Origin of the sequence: Nonomuraea sp. LPB2021202275-12-8 (assembly GCF_037044575.1) — a bacterium.
Lineage (GTDB): Bacteria > Actinomycetota > Actinomycetes > Streptosporangiales > Streptosporangiaceae > Nonomuraea.
This window is the reverse complement of the sequence record NZ_JBAHWD010000009.1, coordinates 140747-158172: the sequence shown is the minus strand read 5'-3', so window position 1 is coordinate 158172 and position 17426 is coordinate 140747. Positions and strand designations below refer to the sequence as shown.

At 70.7% G+C, this 17426-nt stretch carries 18 protein-coding genes; 13 read left to right on the top strand and 5 right to left on the bottom strand.

Annotated elements, in window-relative coordinates; all coding sequences use genetic code 11:
• Position 1: 1 nt before the first annotated feature.
• On the top strand, positions 2-631 hold the full coding sequence (locus V5E28_RS19435; RefSeq protein WP_336208354.1) for a cytidylate kinase-like family protein: 630 nt from the start codon (positions 2-4) through the stop codon (positions 629-631).
• Between the two features lie 56 nt (positions 632-687).
• Complete coding sequence (locus V5E28_RS19430) at positions 688-2097, top strand: NAD-dependent malic enzyme (RefSeq protein ID WP_336208353.1); 1410 nt, start codon at positions 688-690, stop codon at positions 2095-2097.
• A gap of 50 nt (positions 2098-2147) precedes the next feature.
• Here the strand turns inward: V5E28_RS19430 and V5E28_RS19425 are convergent, their stop codons facing one another.
• Complete coding sequence (locus tag V5E28_RS19425) at positions 2148-3560, bottom strand: MFS transporter (protein ID WP_336208352.1); 1413 nt, start codon at positions 3558-3560, stop codon at positions 2148-2150.
• Between the two features lie 66 nt (positions 3561-3626).
• Here V5E28_RS19425 and V5E28_RS19420 point away from each other — a divergent pair, with 66 nt between their 5' ends.
• Positions 3627-4241 (top strand): TetR/AcrR family transcriptional regulator, encoded by a 615-nt coding sequence (locus V5E28_RS19420; protein ID WP_336208351.1) that lies wholly within the window; start codon positions 3627-3629, stop codon positions 4239-4241.
• A 7-nt stretch (positions 4242-4248) separates the two neighbouring features.
• Here the strand turns inward: V5E28_RS19420 and V5E28_RS19415 are convergent, their stop codons facing one another.
• On the bottom strand, positions 4249-4770 hold the full coding sequence (locus V5E28_RS19415; protein WP_336208350.1) for a hypothetical protein: 522 nt from the start codon (positions 4768-4770) through the stop codon (positions 4249-4251).
• 122 nt (positions 4771-4892) lie between these two features.
• Here V5E28_RS19415 and V5E28_RS19410 point away from each other — a divergent pair, with 122 nt between their 5' ends.
• Positions 4893-5471 carry a YqgE/AlgH family protein gene (locus tag V5E28_RS19410; RefSeq protein ID WP_336208349.1) on the top strand — a complete coding sequence of 193 codons (579 nt, stop codon included), beginning with the start codon at positions 4893-4895 and terminating at the stop codon, positions 5469-5471.
• Between the two features lie 4 nt (positions 5472-5475).
• Here the strand turns inward: V5E28_RS19410 and V5E28_RS19405 are convergent, their stop codons facing one another.
• Complete coding sequence (locus V5E28_RS19405; RefSeq protein WP_336208348.1) at positions 5476-6084, bottom strand: TetR family transcriptional regulator; 609 nt, start codon at positions 6082-6084, stop codon at positions 5476-5478.
• A gap of 156 nt (positions 6085-6240) precedes the next feature.
• Here V5E28_RS19405 and V5E28_RS19400 point away from each other — a divergent pair, with 156 nt between their 5' ends.
• From V5E28_RS19400 to V5E28_RS19360, 9 genes are all read left to right on the top strand, one after another.
• On the top strand, positions 6241-7839 hold the full coding sequence (locus V5E28_RS19400; protein WP_336208347.1) for a DHA2 family efflux MFS transporter permease subunit: 1599 nt from the start codon (positions 6241-6243) through the stop codon (positions 7837-7839).
• Positions 7840-7936: 97 nt separating this feature from the next.
• Positions 7937-8197, top strand: coding sequence for a DUF3039 domain-containing protein (locus V5E28_RS19395; RefSeq protein ID WP_336208346.1), 261 nt, complete (start codon positions 7937-7939; stop codon positions 8195-8197).
• A 77-nt stretch (positions 8198-8274) separates the two neighbouring features.
• Positions 8275-9177 carry a zinc metalloprotease gene (locus V5E28_RS19390; protein WP_336208345.1) on the top strand — a complete coding sequence of 301 codons (903 nt, stop codon included), beginning with the start codon at positions 8275-8277 and terminating at the stop codon, positions 9175-9177.
• Entirely contained in the window at positions 9174-10574 is a 1401-nt protein-coding gene (locus V5E28_RS19385; protein WP_336208344.1) for an MFS transporter, read from the top strand. Before V5E28_RS19390 ends, V5E28_RS19385 begins: the two co-directional genes overlap by 4 nt.
• Before the next feature lie 88 nt (positions 10575-10662).
• Positions 10663-11433, top strand: a complete 771-nt coding sequence (locus tag V5E28_RS19380; protein ID WP_336208343.1) for a hypothetical protein — start codon at positions 10663-10665, stop codon at positions 11431-11433.
• 133 nt (positions 11434-11566) lie between these two features.
• Positions 11567-13315 (top strand): DEAD/DEAH box helicase, encoded by a 1749-nt coding sequence (locus V5E28_RS19375; protein ID WP_336208342.1) that lies wholly within the window; start codon positions 11567-11569, stop codon positions 13313-13315.
• A gap of 186 nt (positions 13316-13501) precedes the next feature.
• Positions 13502-13873, top strand: coding sequence for an anti-sigma factor antagonist (locus V5E28_RS19370; RefSeq protein ID WP_336208341.1), 372 nt, complete (start codon positions 13502-13504; stop codon positions 13871-13873).
• A 99-nt stretch (positions 13874-13972) separates the two neighbouring features.
• Complete coding sequence (locus V5E28_RS19365; protein WP_336208340.1) at positions 13973-14548, top strand: RNA polymerase sigma factor; 576 nt, start codon at positions 13973-13975, stop codon at positions 14546-14548.
• The gene (locus V5E28_RS19360) at positions 14541-15341 is read left to right on the top strand and encodes a hypothetical protein (RefSeq protein ID WP_336208339.1); all 801 of its coding nucleotides are present in this window, start codon (positions 14541-14543) and stop codon (positions 15339-15341) included. Before V5E28_RS19365 ends, V5E28_RS19360 begins: the two co-directional genes overlap by 8 nt.
• A 171-nt stretch (positions 15342-15512) precedes the next feature.
• Here the strand turns inward: V5E28_RS19360 and V5E28_RS19355 are convergent, their stop codons facing one another.
• Together V5E28_RS19355 and V5E28_RS19350 are read right to left on the bottom strand one after the other, a co-directional pair.
• Positions 15513-16082, bottom strand: coding sequence for an isochorismatase family protein (locus V5E28_RS19355; RefSeq protein WP_336208338.1), 570 nt, complete (start codon positions 16080-16082; stop codon positions 15513-15515).
• A 15-nt stretch (positions 16083-16097) separates the two neighbouring features.
• Positions 16098-17387 carry a nicotinate phosphoribosyltransferase gene (locus tag V5E28_RS19350; RefSeq protein ID WP_336208337.1) on the bottom strand — a complete coding sequence of 430 codons (1290 nt, stop codon included), beginning with the start codon at positions 17385-17387 and terminating at the stop codon, positions 16098-16100.
• Positions 17388-17426 lie beyond the last annotated feature (39 nt).

Below are 17426 nucleotides of genomic sequence, written 5' to 3'. Positions count from 1 at the left end.
TATGCGGGTCGTCACGATCTCGGCGACATACGGCACGGCCGGCGGCCACATCGGCCCGGCCGTGGCCGAGATGCTGGGCGTGCCCTTCGTCGACCGCGCCATCCCGGGCGCCGTCGCGCAGGATCTGGGCTGCAGCCTGGAGGAGGCACTGGCGCATGACGACCGGGCCGAGCACGGCCTGGGCAGGCTGCTGTCGAGCGCGATCCGGCTGCCGACGGTCACCTTCGGCGGCGTCGACATGTACGTCCCCGGCGCGCTGCCGCACGCGCCGGAGGAGTTCGTCCGCCGTACCGAGCGAGTCCTGAAGGAGACCGCCCGCACGCGGGGAGGCGTCTTCCTGGGCCGGGCGGGTGCCATCGTGCTGGCCGACCATCCCGGCGCCCTGCACGTCAGGCTCGACGCTCCGCTGAGCCGCCGGATCGCGCAGACGGCCACGCTGAGCGAGCTGGGTGAGCGCGAGGCGCGCAAGATCATCGAGGACAACGACCGCGCCCGCACCGCTTACATCCGCCACTTCTACCGGGCCGATCCGGCCGACATCTCGCTCTATCATCTGGTCGTCGACAGCACGACCATCCCCGTGACGACCTGTGTCGACCTGATCGTGACGGCCGCGGAGGCGCTGGGGTGACCAGAAGACCCCTACCATGGGAGAACTTCTTGGTCAGGCGCGAAGGAGCGATTGACGTGGCGACCGTCCCCAGTGTGTCGTACTCCATCACCGTGCGGCTTGAGGTGCCCGCAGGCGGCAAGGCCGTCAGCCAGCTCACCCACGCCGTAGAGTCGGCAGGCGGCGTGGTCACCGCCCTCGACGTCACCAACGCGGGCCACGAGAAGCTCCGCATCGACGTGACGTGCGCGGCCCGTGACACCGACCACGCCCAGGCGATCGTGGACCAGCTGGAGGCCGTCGAGGGCGTCGTCATCCACAAGGTCTCCGACCGCACCTTCCTGATGCACCTCGGCGGCAAGATCGAGATGAAGTCGAAGGTGCCGCTGCGCAACCGCGACGACCTCTCCATGGCCTACACGCCGGGCGTCGCGCGGGTGTCGATGGCGATCGCCCGTAACAAGGAGGACGCCCGCCGCCTGACCATCAAGCGCAACAGCGTGGCCGTCGTCACCGACGGCTCGGCCGTGCTGGGGCTGGGCAACATCGGCCCGGAGGCCGCGCTGCCCGTCATGGAGGGCAAGGCGGCGCTGTTCAAGCGGTTCGCGGGGATCGACGCCTGGCCCATCTGCCTGGACTCGCAGGACGTGGACGAGATCGTGCGCACGGTGCAGCTCATCGCGCCGGGCTTCGGCGGCATCAACCTGGAGGACATCAGCGCGCCACGCTGCTTCGAGGTGGAGCGGCGGCTGCGCGAGCTGCTGGACATCCCGGTCTTCCACGACGACCAGCACGGCACCGCCATCTGCGTGCTCGCGGCGATGACCAACGCGCTGCGCGTGGTCGACAAGAAGATCGAGGACGTCAGGATCACCATGGCCGGCGCGGGCGCGGCGGGCAACGCCGTCCTGCGGCTGCTGCTGGCGGCAGGCGCCCGCAACGTGGTGGTCTGCGACTATCTCGGCGCCGTCCACCGGGGCCGCGACGACCTCGACGAGTCGCTGCAGTGGATCGCCGACCACACCAACTCGGAGGGCTACTCGGGTGACCTGCGCGGCGCCGTCAAGGGCGCCGACGTGTTCGTGGGCGTCTCGGCGCCGGGCATCCTGACCGGCGACGACATCGCCACGATGGCCCCGGGCGCGGTCGTCTTCGCGCTGGCCAATCCCGAGCCCGAGGTCTCGCCCGACGACGCCCGCGAGTACGCCGCCGTGGTGGCGACGGGCCGCTCCGACTATCCCAACCAGATCAACAACGTGCTGGCGTTCCCCGGCGTCTTCCGCGGGCTGCTGGACGCCCAGGCCAACATCGTCACCTCGGAGATGCTCCTGGCCGCCGCCGGCGCACTCGCCGCCGTCGTCACGACCGAGGAGCTCGGGCCCAACTACATCATCCCCAGCGTCTTCCACCCGGACGTGGCCTCCGCCGTGGCGGCCGCCGTCCGCGAGTCCGCCGGCGGCCGGGCCCGCGGCTTCACGGAGGCGTAGGACCGACGAGTGAGCGAGGGCGATGTTCCGCCCTCGCTCACCTGCTGGTGTCATCGCCGCACGGCGCTTTCGGGTCCTGCGGGTGTACGGGCGCGGTCGGTGCGGATGAAGACCCCTGCCAGGGCGAGAGCCGCGTTGACCAGGACGGCCACGATCACGCCCTGGAGCACCGTGCCCATGGCGGCGGTCACGACCGCGCTCATGACGGGGATGCCCATGGTGATGCCGACCTGCTGGGTCATCGTGGCGAGGCCGGTGGCCAGGCCCTGCTCGGAGTCGGGCAGGCCGGAGGTGGCGCTGACCATGAACGCGACGATCGCCACCATGTTCCCCACGCCGCCGACGAACGTGGCCGCCAGCAGTAGCCAGATCCATCCGGAGCCGGCGCCGAGCAGCGCCAGCGACGCGGTGGCGGCGGCCTGCACGGCGAAGGCGACGGTCATCGCCCGGCCGGTTCCGGTCCTGGCCAGCACCCGCGGGGCGACGACGCCGCCGAGCACCGTGCCGAGTCCGAGCACCCCGAACGACAGGCCGGTGGCCAGCGCCGAGTAGCCGAGGACCTTCTGCAGGTAGAGCGTCAGGAGGAAGACCAGCGAGGTCTCGGTGGCGAACGCGACCAGGCCCGCGAGGTTGCCCCACTTCACGTTGCGCCTGGCCAGGATGGTCACCGGCACCAGCGGAGAGGCGGCGCGCCGTTCGACGAACCAGAACGCGACGAGCAGCACCGCGCCGGCGGCCAGCCCGCCGAGGCCGATCGGGTCGGCGAAGCCGTGCTCACCGGCGCGGGTGAGGCCGTAGACCAGGGCGAGCAGGCCGGCGGTCACCGTCACGGCGCCGGGCAGGTCCATCCTGGGCCGGCGCTCGGGCCGGCTCTCGGTCAGGACGAGGGGCGCCGCGACCAGTACGGCCAGCGCCACGGGCACGTTGACGTAGAAGGCCCAGCGCCAGCTCAGCAGCTCGGTGAGCAGGCCGCCGAGGATCGCGCCGGAGGTGAATCCGGCCGACATCAGCGCCCCGTTCAGCCCGAGCGCCCTGGCCCTCAGCGGTCCTTCCGGGAAGGACGTGGTCAGCAGCGCCAGCCCGGCGGGCGTGACGATGGCCGTGGCCAGGCCCTGGGCGACCCGGGCGACGAGCAGCATGGTGGGCGAGGTGGCCAGCCCGCCGGCCAGCGAGGACAGGCCGAGCAGCGCCATCCCCGCGAGGAAGAGCCTGCGCCGCCCGAACAGGTCGGCGATCCGCCCGAACAGCAGCGTGAACCCGGCGGCGGCCAGCGCGAACGTGGTCGCCACCCATTGCAGGTCGGCCAGCCCGAAGCCCAGTCCCGAGCCGATCACCGGCAACGCGACGTTCAAGATGGAGAAGTCGACCGCGAGCATGAACTGCGATCCCAGCAACAGCACCAGGATCAGTCGTTGGCGGGCGCTCATCCGAGAGGCCTGTGCCGGCTCAGCGAGTACAGTCACGTCGTCCCCCTTAATGGGATTCTCGTTCCGTTAAGATGGTGTGACGCTAGCATACGAGGAGCCTTAATGGAACAAGAGTCCCGTTTGGCGGGAACGGTCCGCCCGGGAGGTCGTACGGCCAAGGTTCGCGCGGCCGTGCTCCAGGCGACCCAGGACGAGCTGGTCGAACGTGGTTTTCACGGCCTGATCATGGACCAGGTGGCGGCGCGGGCGGGGGTCGGGAAGACCACCGTCTACCGCCGCTGGAGCACCACCGCCGGCCTGGTCGCCGACCTCATGACCGAGCTGGCCGAGCAGTCCTCCCCGCCGCCCGACACGGGCACCGTCGACGGCGACCTGCGCGCCAACGCGCTCAGCGTCCTGGGCGCCATCACCGACCCCCGCCTCGGCGCCACCTTCCAGGCCGTCATAGCGGCTGCCACCTGCGACGAAGAGGCCGCCGCCGCCCTGCGAGCCTTCTACGCCCGCCGCGTCGCCGACTGGGCCAAGGTCGTGGACGTGGCGGTGGACCGGGGGGAGCTCCCCGAGGGCACCGACGGGCCGGAGCTCATCCGCGCCGTCTCCGCCCCTCTCTACTACCGCCTGGTGGTCACCAGGGAGCCGGTGGACGAGACGATCGCCGCCCAGGCGGCATCCCGCGCGCTGATCGCGGCCAGGGCGGGCGCCTTCACGACCGGCTGACCGGTCTTCAGGGGCCGAACGGCGAGCGACCGGAGCGGGGCCACAGGGACCCGTACCACCACACGATGCCGCCGGTGAGGACCATGCCGCCAGCGGTGGCGAGCTTGGCCATCAGGTCGACGGGCGGCCCGGTGAAGGGCAGCCGCCCGTGGTGGTGACCCCATGGGCAGTCGTTGCGGACCCGGGTGGAGTCGATCAGGGTGTCGGGCTGGGTGGGGCTCACCGAGTACGCCTCGATCTCGGCGCTGCCACCCCGCCGGATCTTGACGTGCCTGGTGATGGCCTTGCGGGCGGGGATGGAGCCGGTGGCCACGGAGGAGGAGTCGGAGCGCAGGTCGAAGCGGGCGAGCTGGCGGGTCTGGTTGCGCAGGGTGACGCGTACGGTGCCGGAGCGGCAGCCGAACTTGTCGGTGGTCATCGTGAACGGATCGCCGGAGTCGGGGGTCGGCCAGGCCCACGCCGTCGCAGGCAGCATGAGGGTCATGCCGAGCGGCAGGGCGGCCAGGGCGAGACGGGCTCCGATGCGCATAGCTCCTCCCGAGCTCCGCAAATGTGGCGATCTATGGTGTCTACAGTGCCCATATGGCTACAGAAAGTAACATCGGGCCACTGGGGGAGCGGGAAACCCCGTTCACCCTTCATGATGGAGGTATGGCGGAAGCGATCTACGTCGGCGGGTTGTTGGTGGCGACGCCGCTTCTTGACGACCCCAACTTCCGGCGTAGCGTCGTGCTGATCCTCGAACACGACCTCGACGGCGGCACGCTCGGTGTGGTTCTCAACCGGCCGAGCGAGATCTCGGTGACGCAGGTGCTGCCGGTGTGGGATCCGCTGGTGACCGGGCCGAGCGTGCTCTTCGAGGGCGGGCCGGTGCAGACCGACAGCGCGCTGGCGCTGGCCGCGGTGCCGAGCGGTGGGGAGCCGCTGGGCTGGCGCCGGCTGCACGCGGGCACACCGGCCGTGTCCCGGCTGGGCACCGTGGACCTGGACGCGCCGCCCGAGATCCTGCAGCACGAGATCGCGCAGATGCGCATCTTCGCCGGTTACGCGGGCTGGACGTCGGGGCAGCTGGAGAGCGAGATCGCCGAGGGCGCGTGGTACGTCGTCGACTCCGAGGTCGGTGACACCTTCTACGCCGACCCCGGCTCCCTCTGGCGCCACGTGCTGCGGCGGCAGCGGGGAGAGCTCGCGTTCGTGGCGACCTGTCCCGACGATCCCACGATGAACTAGGGAGCTAGGCGTCCCAGCCCGGCCGCAGCGAGCGCTCCACGAGCTGGAGCGTCTCCTCGATGCGCCGCACCATCTGCCTGATGTCGCCCCGATCGGTGGGACATTCGAAGCCGACCCGCATGGCCGACATCGCGAACGTCACGACCAGGTGGGTGAGCGGATCGGCGCCGGGGTCCACGCCCCGGCGGGCGGCTACCGCCTCGATCAGGCGCCGCTCGGTCTCCATGGACCTGCCGATCGCGTGGTCCGCCAGCTGGGGATTGCGGTCCAGCAGACGCCGCATCTTCAGGAATCTCTCGCGGTCCACCGGCGTTGACCGCTCCATGTCGCGCAGCACCGCGCGCAGGGCGTGGGTCATGGACTCGAACGGGGCCTCGCCGGGCGGGCGGTCGGCGAGGGTTTCCAGCATCGTCTCCTCGCCCTGGTCGTGATACCAGAGCACGAGATGGTCCTTGCTGGTGAAGTAGCGGAAGAAGGTGCGGGGCGAGACATCCACCGACCCCGCTATCTGATCCACGGTGGTCGAGTCGTACCCTTGTTCGACGAACAGATCGAGCGCGGCGTCCAAGAGTGCGAGCCGCGTCTTCTCCTTCTTGCGTTCCCGTAGACCCACGCGCGTCACTCCCTCGAAACCTTCCTGTCACAGTCTGCCACAAGTCGGCTTGTGTCGAATAAAACTCATTTGTCATGTGACAGTGGCTGACATATATTACCCAGGCTTAAGGGACGTATGCCCCGATCTGGGGCGCAATGTATCTAGGGGGACTTCATGGCTCATGCGACGGTCGACGCACCGTCGTCGCCGGACAAGGCGGGGACCGGCGGAAATCCATGGCTCGTGCTGCTGGCGGTCAGCCTCGGCGTGATCATGGTGATGCTCGACGGCACGGTGGTGGGCATCGCCAACCCGGTCATCCAGACCGACCTGGGCGCCTCGCTGGCCGACCTGCAGTGGGTGACCAGCGGCTACCTGCTGGCGCTGGCGGTCTTCCTGATCACCGCGGGCAAGCTGGGCGACCTGTTCGGGCACAAGCGCGTCTTCCTCATCGGTGTCGGCGGATTCGCGCTGGTCTCGGTCGGCATCGGTTTCAGCCAGCAGCTGGCAGACGTCATCCCCGGCCTCTCGCCGGTCGGCGCGCTGATCGGCCTGCGGGTGCTGCAGGGCCTGTTCGGCGCGCTGTTGCAGCCTGCCGCGCTGGCGCTGCTGCGCGGGGCTTTCCCCGGTGAGAAGCTCAACCAGGCCATGGGGGCGTGGGGCGCCATCATCGGCCTGTCCAGCGCGGCCGGCCCGATCGTGGGCGGCCTGCTGGTCGAGGACCAGGGCTGGGAGTCCGTCTTCTTCATCAACGCGCCGGTCGGCCTCATCGCGCTGCTGCTGGGCATCTTCCTCATCAAGGAGAGCCCGCTGAAGGCGCTGGCCAAGATCGACTGGGGCGGCGTGGTGCTGCTGTCGGGCGCGATGTTCTCGCTCGTCTGGACGATCATCAAGGCTCCCGAGTGGGGCTGGGGCGACAGCACGACTCTCGGCTTCGGGGCCGCGTTCGTGGTCCTGATCGCCGCGTTCATCTTCTGGCAGAACCGGGCCAGGCAGCCGCTGGTGCCGCTCTCGCTGTTCGCCAACCCGTCGATCTCCATCGGTACCGTGCTCATGATGATGGTCGCCTTCGCCATGTTCGGCGCGATGTTCTTCCTGGGCTTCTTCTTCCAGGGAGTGCACGGGCTGAGCCCGCTGGAGGCCGGCCTGCGCATGCTGCCGATGAGCGCGGGCATGATCGTGGCCTCGCCGCTGGCCGGCATGATGATCGGCAAGCTTGGGCCGAAGATCACGATGGCCTCGGGCCTGGTGGTCACCGCCGGTGCGATGTTCCTGATGTCGCGGCTCAGCATGGACGCCTCGTTCATCGAGAGCGCCATCCCGTTCGTGGTGCTGGCGTTCGGCCTGTCACCCGTGTTCGTGGGCGCCACGGAGATCATCGTGGGCAACGCGCCGCTGGAGCTCAGCGGGGTCGCGGGCGGTCTGCAGCAGTCGGCCATGCAGGTCGGCGGCTCGCTCGGCACCGCGATCCTGGGCGCCGTCATGGCCGCCGAGATCTCCAGCAAGCTGCCCGGCTATCTCGGCACGGCGGCCCAGGCGATCCCGCCGGAGCAGCTGTCGCAGCTGGAGAAGGCCGCGCCGTTCGGCGGGCTGCCGGCGGGCACGCCCGCGCAGCTCGTGCAGGCGGTCGGCCCGGCCGTGAACAACGCGTTCATGGACGGCATGCACCTGGCCTTCCTGGTCAGCACCGGGGTGGCGCTGCTCACGGCGGTCCTGGCGCTGTTCGTCAAGTCGGGACGCAAGATCGAGGGCGCGCCGGTCCACGTCGGCTGACCCCGTTGTTGTCTCCGGTACGGCTCCCGCCCCAGGTGGGAGCCGTATTTTTCGGCAGCGAGCGGGACTGGTCGGCGGCAGGCATAGACTCGGTTGGGTGAGCACGAAGATCCTTCCTGAGCAGGAGACCCGTCCGCAGACGTCGCACGGCGACGGCGACCACGAACGGTTCGCCCACTACGCGGACAAGCACAAGATCACCGAGTCGATGGTGACGGGCACGCCCATCCGCGCGCTGTGCGGCAAGATCTGGGTGCCGAGCCGCGACCCCAAGAAATATCCGGTGTGCCCCGAATGCAAGGAGATCTACGAGGGCCTGCCGGTCGGTGGCGGCGAAGGTGCCGACAAGAAGCAGTGAGTGTTGCTGACATGTGATCACCGTCGGTGGGGCTACGGTCTGTATCCGGACCAGCTCATGCCGTAACGGGGGGTTGCATGACCCGGCGCGCGACCGCCGCCTTTCTCGCATGCGTGCTCGCGACCGGGCTCACCGCGCCGATCCGGCCGGCCGCCGCGGCCGGCTGCGCCGAGCGCCTGCCCGCGGCTCGTCCGCGATCGCCCGAGCCGCGGGCGCCCGAGCCGGGCGACGTGGCCGCGGTCACGGTCGAGCTCGCCAGGCGGCTGCGCGGGGTCACGCCGCCCGCTCGGTTCACCGTGCCGACCTGGGTGCACGTCATCACCGACGGCGTCTCCAGGGCGTCGGGCGAGGCCATCAGAGCCCAGATCGCCGCGCTCAACGCCGCCTACGGCGGCAGGCTCGGCGGCGCCGGGACCGGCGTCTCGTTCCGCCTCGACGGCATCTCCGTCACGCGCAACGCCGCCTGGTTCACCGCCCCGATCGCGCACGAGCGCGCCATGAAGACCGCGCTGCACAAGGGCGGCTCCGAGACGCTGAACCTCTACCTCGCCGAGCTCGGCGACCTGGTGCTGGGTTTCTCCGCCTACCCCTACTGGTACGCCGACGCGCCCGCGCTCGACGGCGTGGTCGTCGACTGGCGGGCCCTGCCCGGCGGCTCGATGCCCGGCTACGACCGCGGCTACACCGGCGTGCACGAGATCGGCCACTGGCTCGGCCTGTTCCACACCTTCGAAGGCGGCTGCGTGGATCCCGGAGACGGCATCCCTGACACCCCGCCACAGGTCAGGCCGACCGAGGGCTGCCCGGAGAGCAAGGACAGCTGCCCGCGGCCCGGCAGGGACTCCGTGCACAACTTCATGGACTACGCGCAGGACCGCTGCATGCGCGAGTTCACGCCCGGCCAGGCGCGCCGGATGCGTCAAATGTGGACGGCCTACCGCAAGCCACCTGGGAAAAGGGCGACTAAGCTATCCGGGTGACAGTACCGAAGGCATTAGACGCTCCCCACCAATCCCCGCGCATCTTCGGTCATCCCTACCTCGCCGCCACGATGGGCATCCTGCTCGTGGTCACGCTGGTCGCCTTCGAGGGCATGTCTGTCGGCGTCGTCATGCCGGACATCTCCAAGGACCTCAACGCCCTGAACCTGTACGGGGTGAGCTTCTCCGCCTTCCTCATCGCCAGCCTGTTCGCCAACGTGGTGGCAGGGCTCTGGGCGGACCGGCACGGCTACGTGCTGCCGTTCCTCGTGGGCCTGGTCCTGTTCGTGCTCGGCATGGGGCTCGCGGGCGCGTCGCAGAGCGCGGGGATGTTCCTGGCGGCACGCGCCGTGCAGGGGCTGGGAGCCGGGCCCACCATCGTGGCGCTGTACGTCATGATCGCCCGGGTCTATCCCCCCGACGTGCGCCCCAGGGTCTTCGCCGCCCTGTCGGCCGCCTGGGTGGTGCCCGCCATGGTCGGGCCGGGAGTCGCCGGATTCGTCGGGCAGACCTGGGGGTGGCGCTGGGTCTTCTACGGCATCATCCCGCTCGTGGTGCCCGCACTGGTCATGCTCGTCCCCGCGCTCAAGCGGCGCGACACCGACGAGGAGACGGCGGCCCCCCGGGGCCCGCGCTCCCGACCCCTGGCCATGACCGTGGCCGCCAGTGCCACCGCCGCCGGCGGCGGCGTGCTGCTGTACGGCGTGGACCGGCTGCACGCCGCCCCCCTGCCCAGCCTGGTCGCCTGCGCGGCGGGCCTCGCCGCCCTCCTGTACGGCCTGTTCAAGCTCCTGCCTCCCGGCTCGCTCCGCTTCGGTCGCGGGCTGCCGACCACCGTGATGATGCGCGGCCTGTTCTCGGCCTCCTTCTTCGGCGTCAACGCCTTCATCCCGCTCGCCCTGCAGGAGGTCAAGTCCTTCGAGACCGTCCCGGCGGGCATCGCGCTCACCACCGGCGCCCTCGGCTGGTCGGCGGCCTCCTACCTGCAGAGCCGGCGCGCGGCCGAGCCGCACGTGCGCGTCAGGACGGGCGCGGCCTGCGTCACGGTGGGCATCGTGCTGTCGGTGCTCGCGGTCCTGCCCGGCGTCAGCGGCTGGGTCGCCGTGCCGGCCTGGGTCGTGGCCGGGTTCGGCATGGGCCTCGGCATGACCACGGTGAGCATCACCACGCTCAAGCTGTCGCCGGTCAACGAGCAGGGCGCCAACAGCGCCTCCCTGTCGGTCACCGACATGCTGGGCTCCGCCCTGACGCTGGGCATCGGTGGCGCTCTGGTCAACCTCATCGGCCACAGCCCGACCGAGATCGCCTGGGGGTTCGGGGTGATCTGCGGGCTGATGGGCGCCATCGCCCTGGCGACCACGCTCCTGTCCTCCCGGGTGGCCCCCGCTTCCTCATAGCCGCGATTCCTCCTCTGTGGTCACAGCGATCGCGGAACGCCTGATCCCCGCGCCCAGCGGTGATAGGACAGCGGGACGAGGAGGTGCCATGGAGGGGGATCACCGCGCCTGGCCGCCCAGGCGCCGCCGCACCGAGGAGCCGGACGAGCTCGACTGGGACGCCGAGGAAGAGCCGTGGAACCCGCGCATCAAGCGCACAGCGGGACGCGGCCTCGAGCCCGAGGACGGTCCCCGTCCCTCGTGGGAGTCGCTGCCGCCGTCGGCCCGGCTGTACGGGGCGCCCGCCGATCCGGGGCCGCGGGTGCCGCACGGCGCGTGGCGGCGGCGAGCGGCGTCGGTGCTCGCCATGGTGCTCGCCGTGGTGCTGGCCTCCGGGTTGGTGGCGGGGCTGGTCGTGGCGGTGCTGCGGTTCGCCGCGCCGGAGCCGGAGCCGGGGCGGCTCAGCGACTCTCTGGCCGGCGTGCGGATGACGCTGCCGGCGGGCTGGCAGGAGGGCAGGGTGCCGCCTGTGACCGGATTCACCTCGGTGGCCAGGGACGGTGGCGGCGCCATCGTGATGGCCAGGCCGGTGCCCGGATCGGCGCCGGACCTCGCGAAGGCGACCAAGGAGGCGGCGGAGCGCTACTCGCGGCTTCTGCTGAAGGGAGATCGCGTCAGCGTGGTCGAGGACGAGCCGATCGCCCAGGGCCACACCCGGGCGCTGCGGGCCACGTACGACGACGTCGTGAACAGGCCCGCCTACCTGCGCGTGACCCTCGTCACCAGGAACGGCAGGACCGCGCTGCTGCTCGGGCTGATCCAGCCCGAGCAGAACGCGGGCAGGCAGGCGCTCGACGCGGTGATGTCCAGCGTGCGATAAGCCGCGTCCCGCCCATAGCACGCAGGAGCGAGCTTGGCCAGAATCCACGATGCACGGCACGTCTTGTCGGTGAGCCCGATTACTCTTGGGTCACTGTGAGAGAGCGAAGCACACGAACCCCAGAGGTGATGCGGTGAGCACCTTCGCCGCATCCCACCTGTCGCCTTCCTATCCAGACCGTGCCGCGTGGGGCACCGCCCCCAAGCTGCGAGCCTGGCAGCAGGATGCCCTGGAGCTGTATTTCAGGCGCGAGCCACGTGACTTCCTCACCGTGGCGACGCCGGGCGCGGGCAAGACCACCTACGCCCTGCGCATCGCCAGCGAGCTGCTCGGCAAGGGCGTGATCAAGGCGATCACCGTCGTCACGCCCACCGAGCACCTCAAGCGCCAGTGGGCCGACGCCGCGGCCAAGGTCGGCATCGGCATCGACCCCGAGTTCAAGAACAGCCAGGGCACCACCAGCCGCGACTACACCGGGGTCGCGGTGACCTACGCCCAGGTCGCCATGCATCCGGCCCTGCACCGCGCGCGCACCGAGGCACGCAAGACGCTGGTGATCTTCGACGAGATCCACCACGCGGGCGACGCCCGGTCGTGGGGCGACGGCGTGAGCGAGGCGTTCGAGCCCGCCGCCCGCCGGCTGCAGCTCACCGGCACCCCGTTCAGGTCCGACGACAACCCCATCCCCTTCGTCACCTACGAAGAGGACGCCGAAGGCTTCAAGCGCAGCGTCTCGGACTACTCCTACGGCTACGGCCCCGCCCTCGACGACGGCGTGGTCAGGCCGGTCATCTTCCTCGCCTACTCCGGCGAGATGAAGTGGCGCACCAGGGCCGGCGACGAACTCGCCGCCACGCTCGGCACCCCGCTCACCAAGGACCAGCTCTCCCAGGCCTGGCGCGCGGCGCTCGATCCCAAGGGCGACTGGATCCGCCAGGTCATGCAGGCCGCCGACCGCCGCCTGACAGAAGTACGGCGCGGCGTCCCCGACGCCGGCGGCCTGGTCATCGCCACCGACCACGAGGCGGCTCGCGCCTACGCGCGTCACCTGCGCGACATCAGCGGCGAGGGCGCCACGGTGGTGCTCTCCGACGACCCCGGCGCCTCCAAGAAGATCAAGCAGTTCGCCACGTCCGGAGACCGCTGGCTGGTCGCTGTCCGCATGGTGTCCGAAGGCGTCGACATCCCGCGCCTGTGCGTGGGCGTCTACGCCACCTCGACCTCGACCCCGCTGTTCTTCGCCCAGGCGGTGGGCCGCTTCGTGCGTGCCCGCAAACGCGGTGAGATGGCCTCGGTCTTCCTGCCGTCGGTGCCCACGCTCATGGGCCTGGCCAACGAGATGGAGGCCGAGCGCGACCACGTCCTCAACCGGAAGCCGCCCGAGGACGGCCTGGACGACAGCCTCCTGGAGGACGCCAACCGCAAGAAGGACAATCCCGACGTCCTGGGCGACGAGCTGCCGTTCGAGACCATGGAGACGTCGGCGACCTTCGACCGGGTGCTGTTCGACGGCGGCGAGTTCGGCACCGGCGCGGAGGTCGGCTCCGCCGAGGAGGAGGACTTCATCGGCCTGCCCGGCCTGCTGGAGCCGGACCAGGTGGCCACGCTGCTGCGCAAGCGCCAGTCCGACCAGCAGGCGGCCAAGCGCAAGCAGCCGGAGCAGGCCCCGGCCGCGCTCGCCCCGCACGAGCAGATCGCCGAGCTGAGACGCGAGCTCAACGGCCTGGTCGGCGCCTGGAACCATCGCACGGGCCAGCCGCACGGCGTCATCCACTCCGAGCTGCGCCGCGCCTGCGGCGGCCCGCCGATCGCCCAGGCGACGGCGGAGCAGATCCAGGAGCGCATCGGCGCGATCCGCCGCTGGGCCACCCAGCGGCGCTAGTGACGTCCCCAGGCCCGCGGCGAGGCTGCGGGCCTGGCCAGGGCCTTTTGGATCACCTCAACCGGAGATCGTGACGCTCCGCAACTCTATGCGTTTGGCAACAGAGCAGTGGCTTTCTGTTAGAAACTGGCCGGAACCGGCAACACTTCCCATGGCTGCCTTGGGATACGCAGAAGGACGTTGACCATGTCGTCTGAGGCCACGGGAAAGTCGACGCTCATCGTCTCTTCTGGCCTCTCCCGAGACGCCGTGATCATCCGCCTGGACGGCGAGATCGACGCCGAGGCGGTGCCCCTGCTGCGGGAGCAGCTGGAGCGCGTCTGGGACATCCCGGGCCGGCGATACCTGATCCTGGACCTGTTCGGAGTCGATTTCTGCGACTCCATAGGCCTCAACGAGCTGGTCGACATCATGCACGGGTGCGAGGCCCGGGGGATGCGGCTGCTGCTCGGCGGCGTGCAGGGCGTCATGGCCCGCGTGCTCTACATCACCGGCCTGCGCAACGCCTTCGAGGTCTTCGACACCTTCGACGACGCCCTGCGGCACGCGCACTCCTGAGGCCCTTGACGCCCAGAGAACTCGTTTCCCTGTATCGGGTGAAAGCAGGTGAACCACACCCGATGAAAGGGGGCGAGTTTGATTACGGACACTGAACGCGTGTCCACCGACGCCGAGGTGATCGAGGTGTCCCGGCAGGATCCGGCCGCTTTCTCCACCCTGTTCGACCGGCATGCTCCTGCTCTGCACCGCTACGTCACCCGGCGGCTGGGCGACTCACTCGCCGACGACGTCGTCGCCGACACCTTCCTGGCGGCCTTCAGACGGCGCGACCGTTACGACCTGAGCCGCGCAGACGCTCGCCCCTGGCTGTACGGCATCGCCGCCAACCTCATCGGCAAGCACCACCGCACCGAGATCAGGGCCTACCACGCGCTGGCCAGGACAGGCGTGGACGACGTGGTGGAGAGCTACGCGGACCGGGTGGCGGCGCGGGTGTCGGCCTCGGCCGCGCACCGCGAACTCGCCCGGGCGCTGGCCGCCCTGTCACAGGACGAGCGGGACGTGCTGCTGATGATCGCCTGGGCTGACCTCGGCTACGACGAGGTGGCCCTGGCGCTCGACATCCCGGTCGGGACCGTGCGGTCCCGGTTACACCGGGCCAGGAAGAAGACCCGCGACGCTCTTGGCGGGACAGATCCGACCGACATCGCCGAGGAGGCAGACCATGGATGACCTGCGGCTACTGCAGCAGATGCGGGCCGACGCGCCGGAGCCCGACACGCAGCGGATGGCACGCCTGCGCGACGTGCTGACCGATGAGATCACTTTCGGAGCAGGCGTCGAGCAGCGCGCCGCCACCGGTGCGCCGCCGTCGGCGGCCCCCGGGACGCTCGCCTCGCAGGGCGCCGTCCGCGGCACCTCGGCGCGGCGGGTGCCACGCCGGCTGACCAGGGTGGGCGCCGTGCTGTCGGGGGTCGCGGCGGCCGTACTGGTGGCCGTCGCGGTGCAGGGAGGCACCGCCACCCCCGCCTTCGCGGTGGACCAGCGCCCGGACGGCTCCGTCGAGGTGTGGATCAGCGAGTTCCGCGACCCCGCGGACCTGGAGGCGGAGCTGGCCGAGGCCGGAGTCAAGGCCGAGGTCGACTATCTGCCCGCCGGCCAGACCTGCAAGGAGCCCCGGGGCAAGGCGGCGGCCGCCGGCGGGCACATGAAGAGCAGCGTCGGCGGCGAGCGCGGCGGGATCAGCTTCTCGATCAGCAAGGGGCAGGTCACCGGCGGCCGGACGCTCGTCCTGGCGGTCTCGCACGACCAGGCAAACCCGAGCAAGCCACCGGTCGGCATGTCGTTGACGGTGGTCGAGGGCACGGTGTCGGCCTGCGAACCCGTCGCGATGCCGAAGCCCACCGACGGCCCCAGTGCGAAAGACGGGTCCGGATACGTCACGCGCGACAAGGGCGACGGCCCGAGCCACCACACCAACCAGGACGACGGCAGCGGCCCCAGCCACGACTCCAGCACCGAATAGCACCGAACAGCACCGAATGAGGCCATGCACCCTCAAGCCGGCGGCTCCGGGACGACCCGGGGCCGCCGGCGGCATGTGCTCCTGCCGTGGGGCCCGGAGAAGAGTGGCCCACCGCACTGACCCCCCGGGGCAGTGCTGGGTGACGCCTGCACGGCTGCCCGCCGGCGCCGTCTAGCGCACTATCGGGGCGCCCTGCAGGGTGGCGCCGGCCTCGTCGAGCTCGGCGAGGGCCGCCTGGGTGGTCTGCCTGGCCACTCCGGCCGTGAGGTCGAGGAGCACGCGCACGGCCAGGGCGTGCTTGACGGCGTCCAGGGCGGTGGCCCGGACGCAGTGGTCCGTGGCGATGCCGACCACGTCGACCTCGTGGACGCCGTGCTGCTCCAGCCATTCGCCGAGCGGCACGCCGTCGCCCGAGGTGCCTTCGAAGCCGCTGTAGGCGGCCTCGTGGGCGCCCTTGCTGAAGACCTCTTCCACCCCGGCGACATCGAAGGCCGGGTGGAAGTCGGCGCCGGGGGTGCCCGCCACGCAGTGGGCCGGCCAGGACCGGATGTAGTCGGGGTCGTCGGAGAAGTGGGGGCCGGGGTCGACGTGGTAGTCGCGGGTGGCCACCACGTGGTCGTAGGCGTGCTCCGCCACGTGCCTGGTGATCGCGGCCGCCACCTCCGAACCGCCCGCCACGGGGAGGCTGCCTCCCTCGCAGAAGTCGTTCTGCACGTCCACAATGATCAGCGCACTGCCCATACGGATCACGATACGTCAGGCGAACTCCGTGGGGATCGCCGCATACCCCCTGCCGAGGTGACGCGCGTCCTGCGGGAGGTGGGTGATGGCCTCGGCGTGCCTGGCCCGGGCCTCGGAGAGGGGCTCGCGGCCCACGGCCTGACCGTCGCGGACGAGCTCGTGCAGGAGGGGGACGCCGCCCGCCGGCACCAGGCCGGAGGTGGTGACCAGCTCGGTCTCGAAGTTCCCGCTCTCGTCCAGCAGCCGGTAGGCCCTCTTGAGGCCGCCGCGCGAGGGTTTGCCGACGGAGCGTTTGGCCACGGGCTCCAGCTTGCCGGTGACGGTCTCGCGGGCCACGAGCTTGTAGACCAGCGCGGCCGTGGGGGCTCCGGAGCCGGTCACCAGCGAGGTGCCGACACCGTAACCGTCGACGGGGGCCGCGGCGAGCGCGGCGATGGCGTACTCGTCCAGGTCTGAGGTGACCAGGATGCGGGTGTTGAAGGCGCCGAGCGCGTCGAGTTGCTCGCGGACCTCCTGGGCCGCCGCGGCCAGGTCGCCGGAGTCGATGCGGACGGCGCGGAGCTTGGGGCCGGCCAGGTCGACGGCGGTGCGGACGGCCTGGGCCACGTCGTAGGTGTCGACCAGCAGCGTGGTCTCGGGGCCGAGGCTGGCGATCTGGGCTTCGAACGCCTGCCGCTCGGTGTCGTGCAGGAGGGTGAACGCGTGCGCGGCCGTACCGGCGGTGGGGATGTCGTACATCAGCCCGGCCATGAGGTTGGAGGTGGAGGAGAAGCCGGCGAGGTAGGCGGCGCGGGCGGCGGCGACGGCGGCGCGCTCGTGCGTGCGGCGCGAGCCCATCTCGATGATCGGCCGCCTGCCGGCCGCGTTGACCATCCTGGAGGCGGCGGAGGCGATCGCGCAGTCGTGGTTGAGCACGGACAGCGTCACGGTCTCCAGGAGCACGGCCTCGGCGAACGTGCCCTCCACGACCATGATCGGGGAGGCGGGGAAGTAGAGGTCGCCCTCCCTGTAGCCGTAGATGTTCCCGGAGAACCTGTAGTCGGCGAGGAAGTCCAGGGTCGGCTCGTCGACCACGCCGTTCGTGCGCAGATAGGTGAGTTCCTCGTCACCGAACCGGAAGTTCTCGAGCTCGTCGAGGACACGTCCCGTCCCCGCCACAACCCCATAGCGACGGCCACCGGGCAGGTGCCGGGCGAACACTTCGAAAACCGCCCGCCGGTGCGCCGCCCCGCTCCGCAGGGCCGCCTGCAACATTGTCAGCTCATAGTGATCTGTGAGCAACGCAGAGCTCATGGTCCTTGTCACGACTCGAAGACTACGGCTGAGGTAGGGCAGGATGGGGGA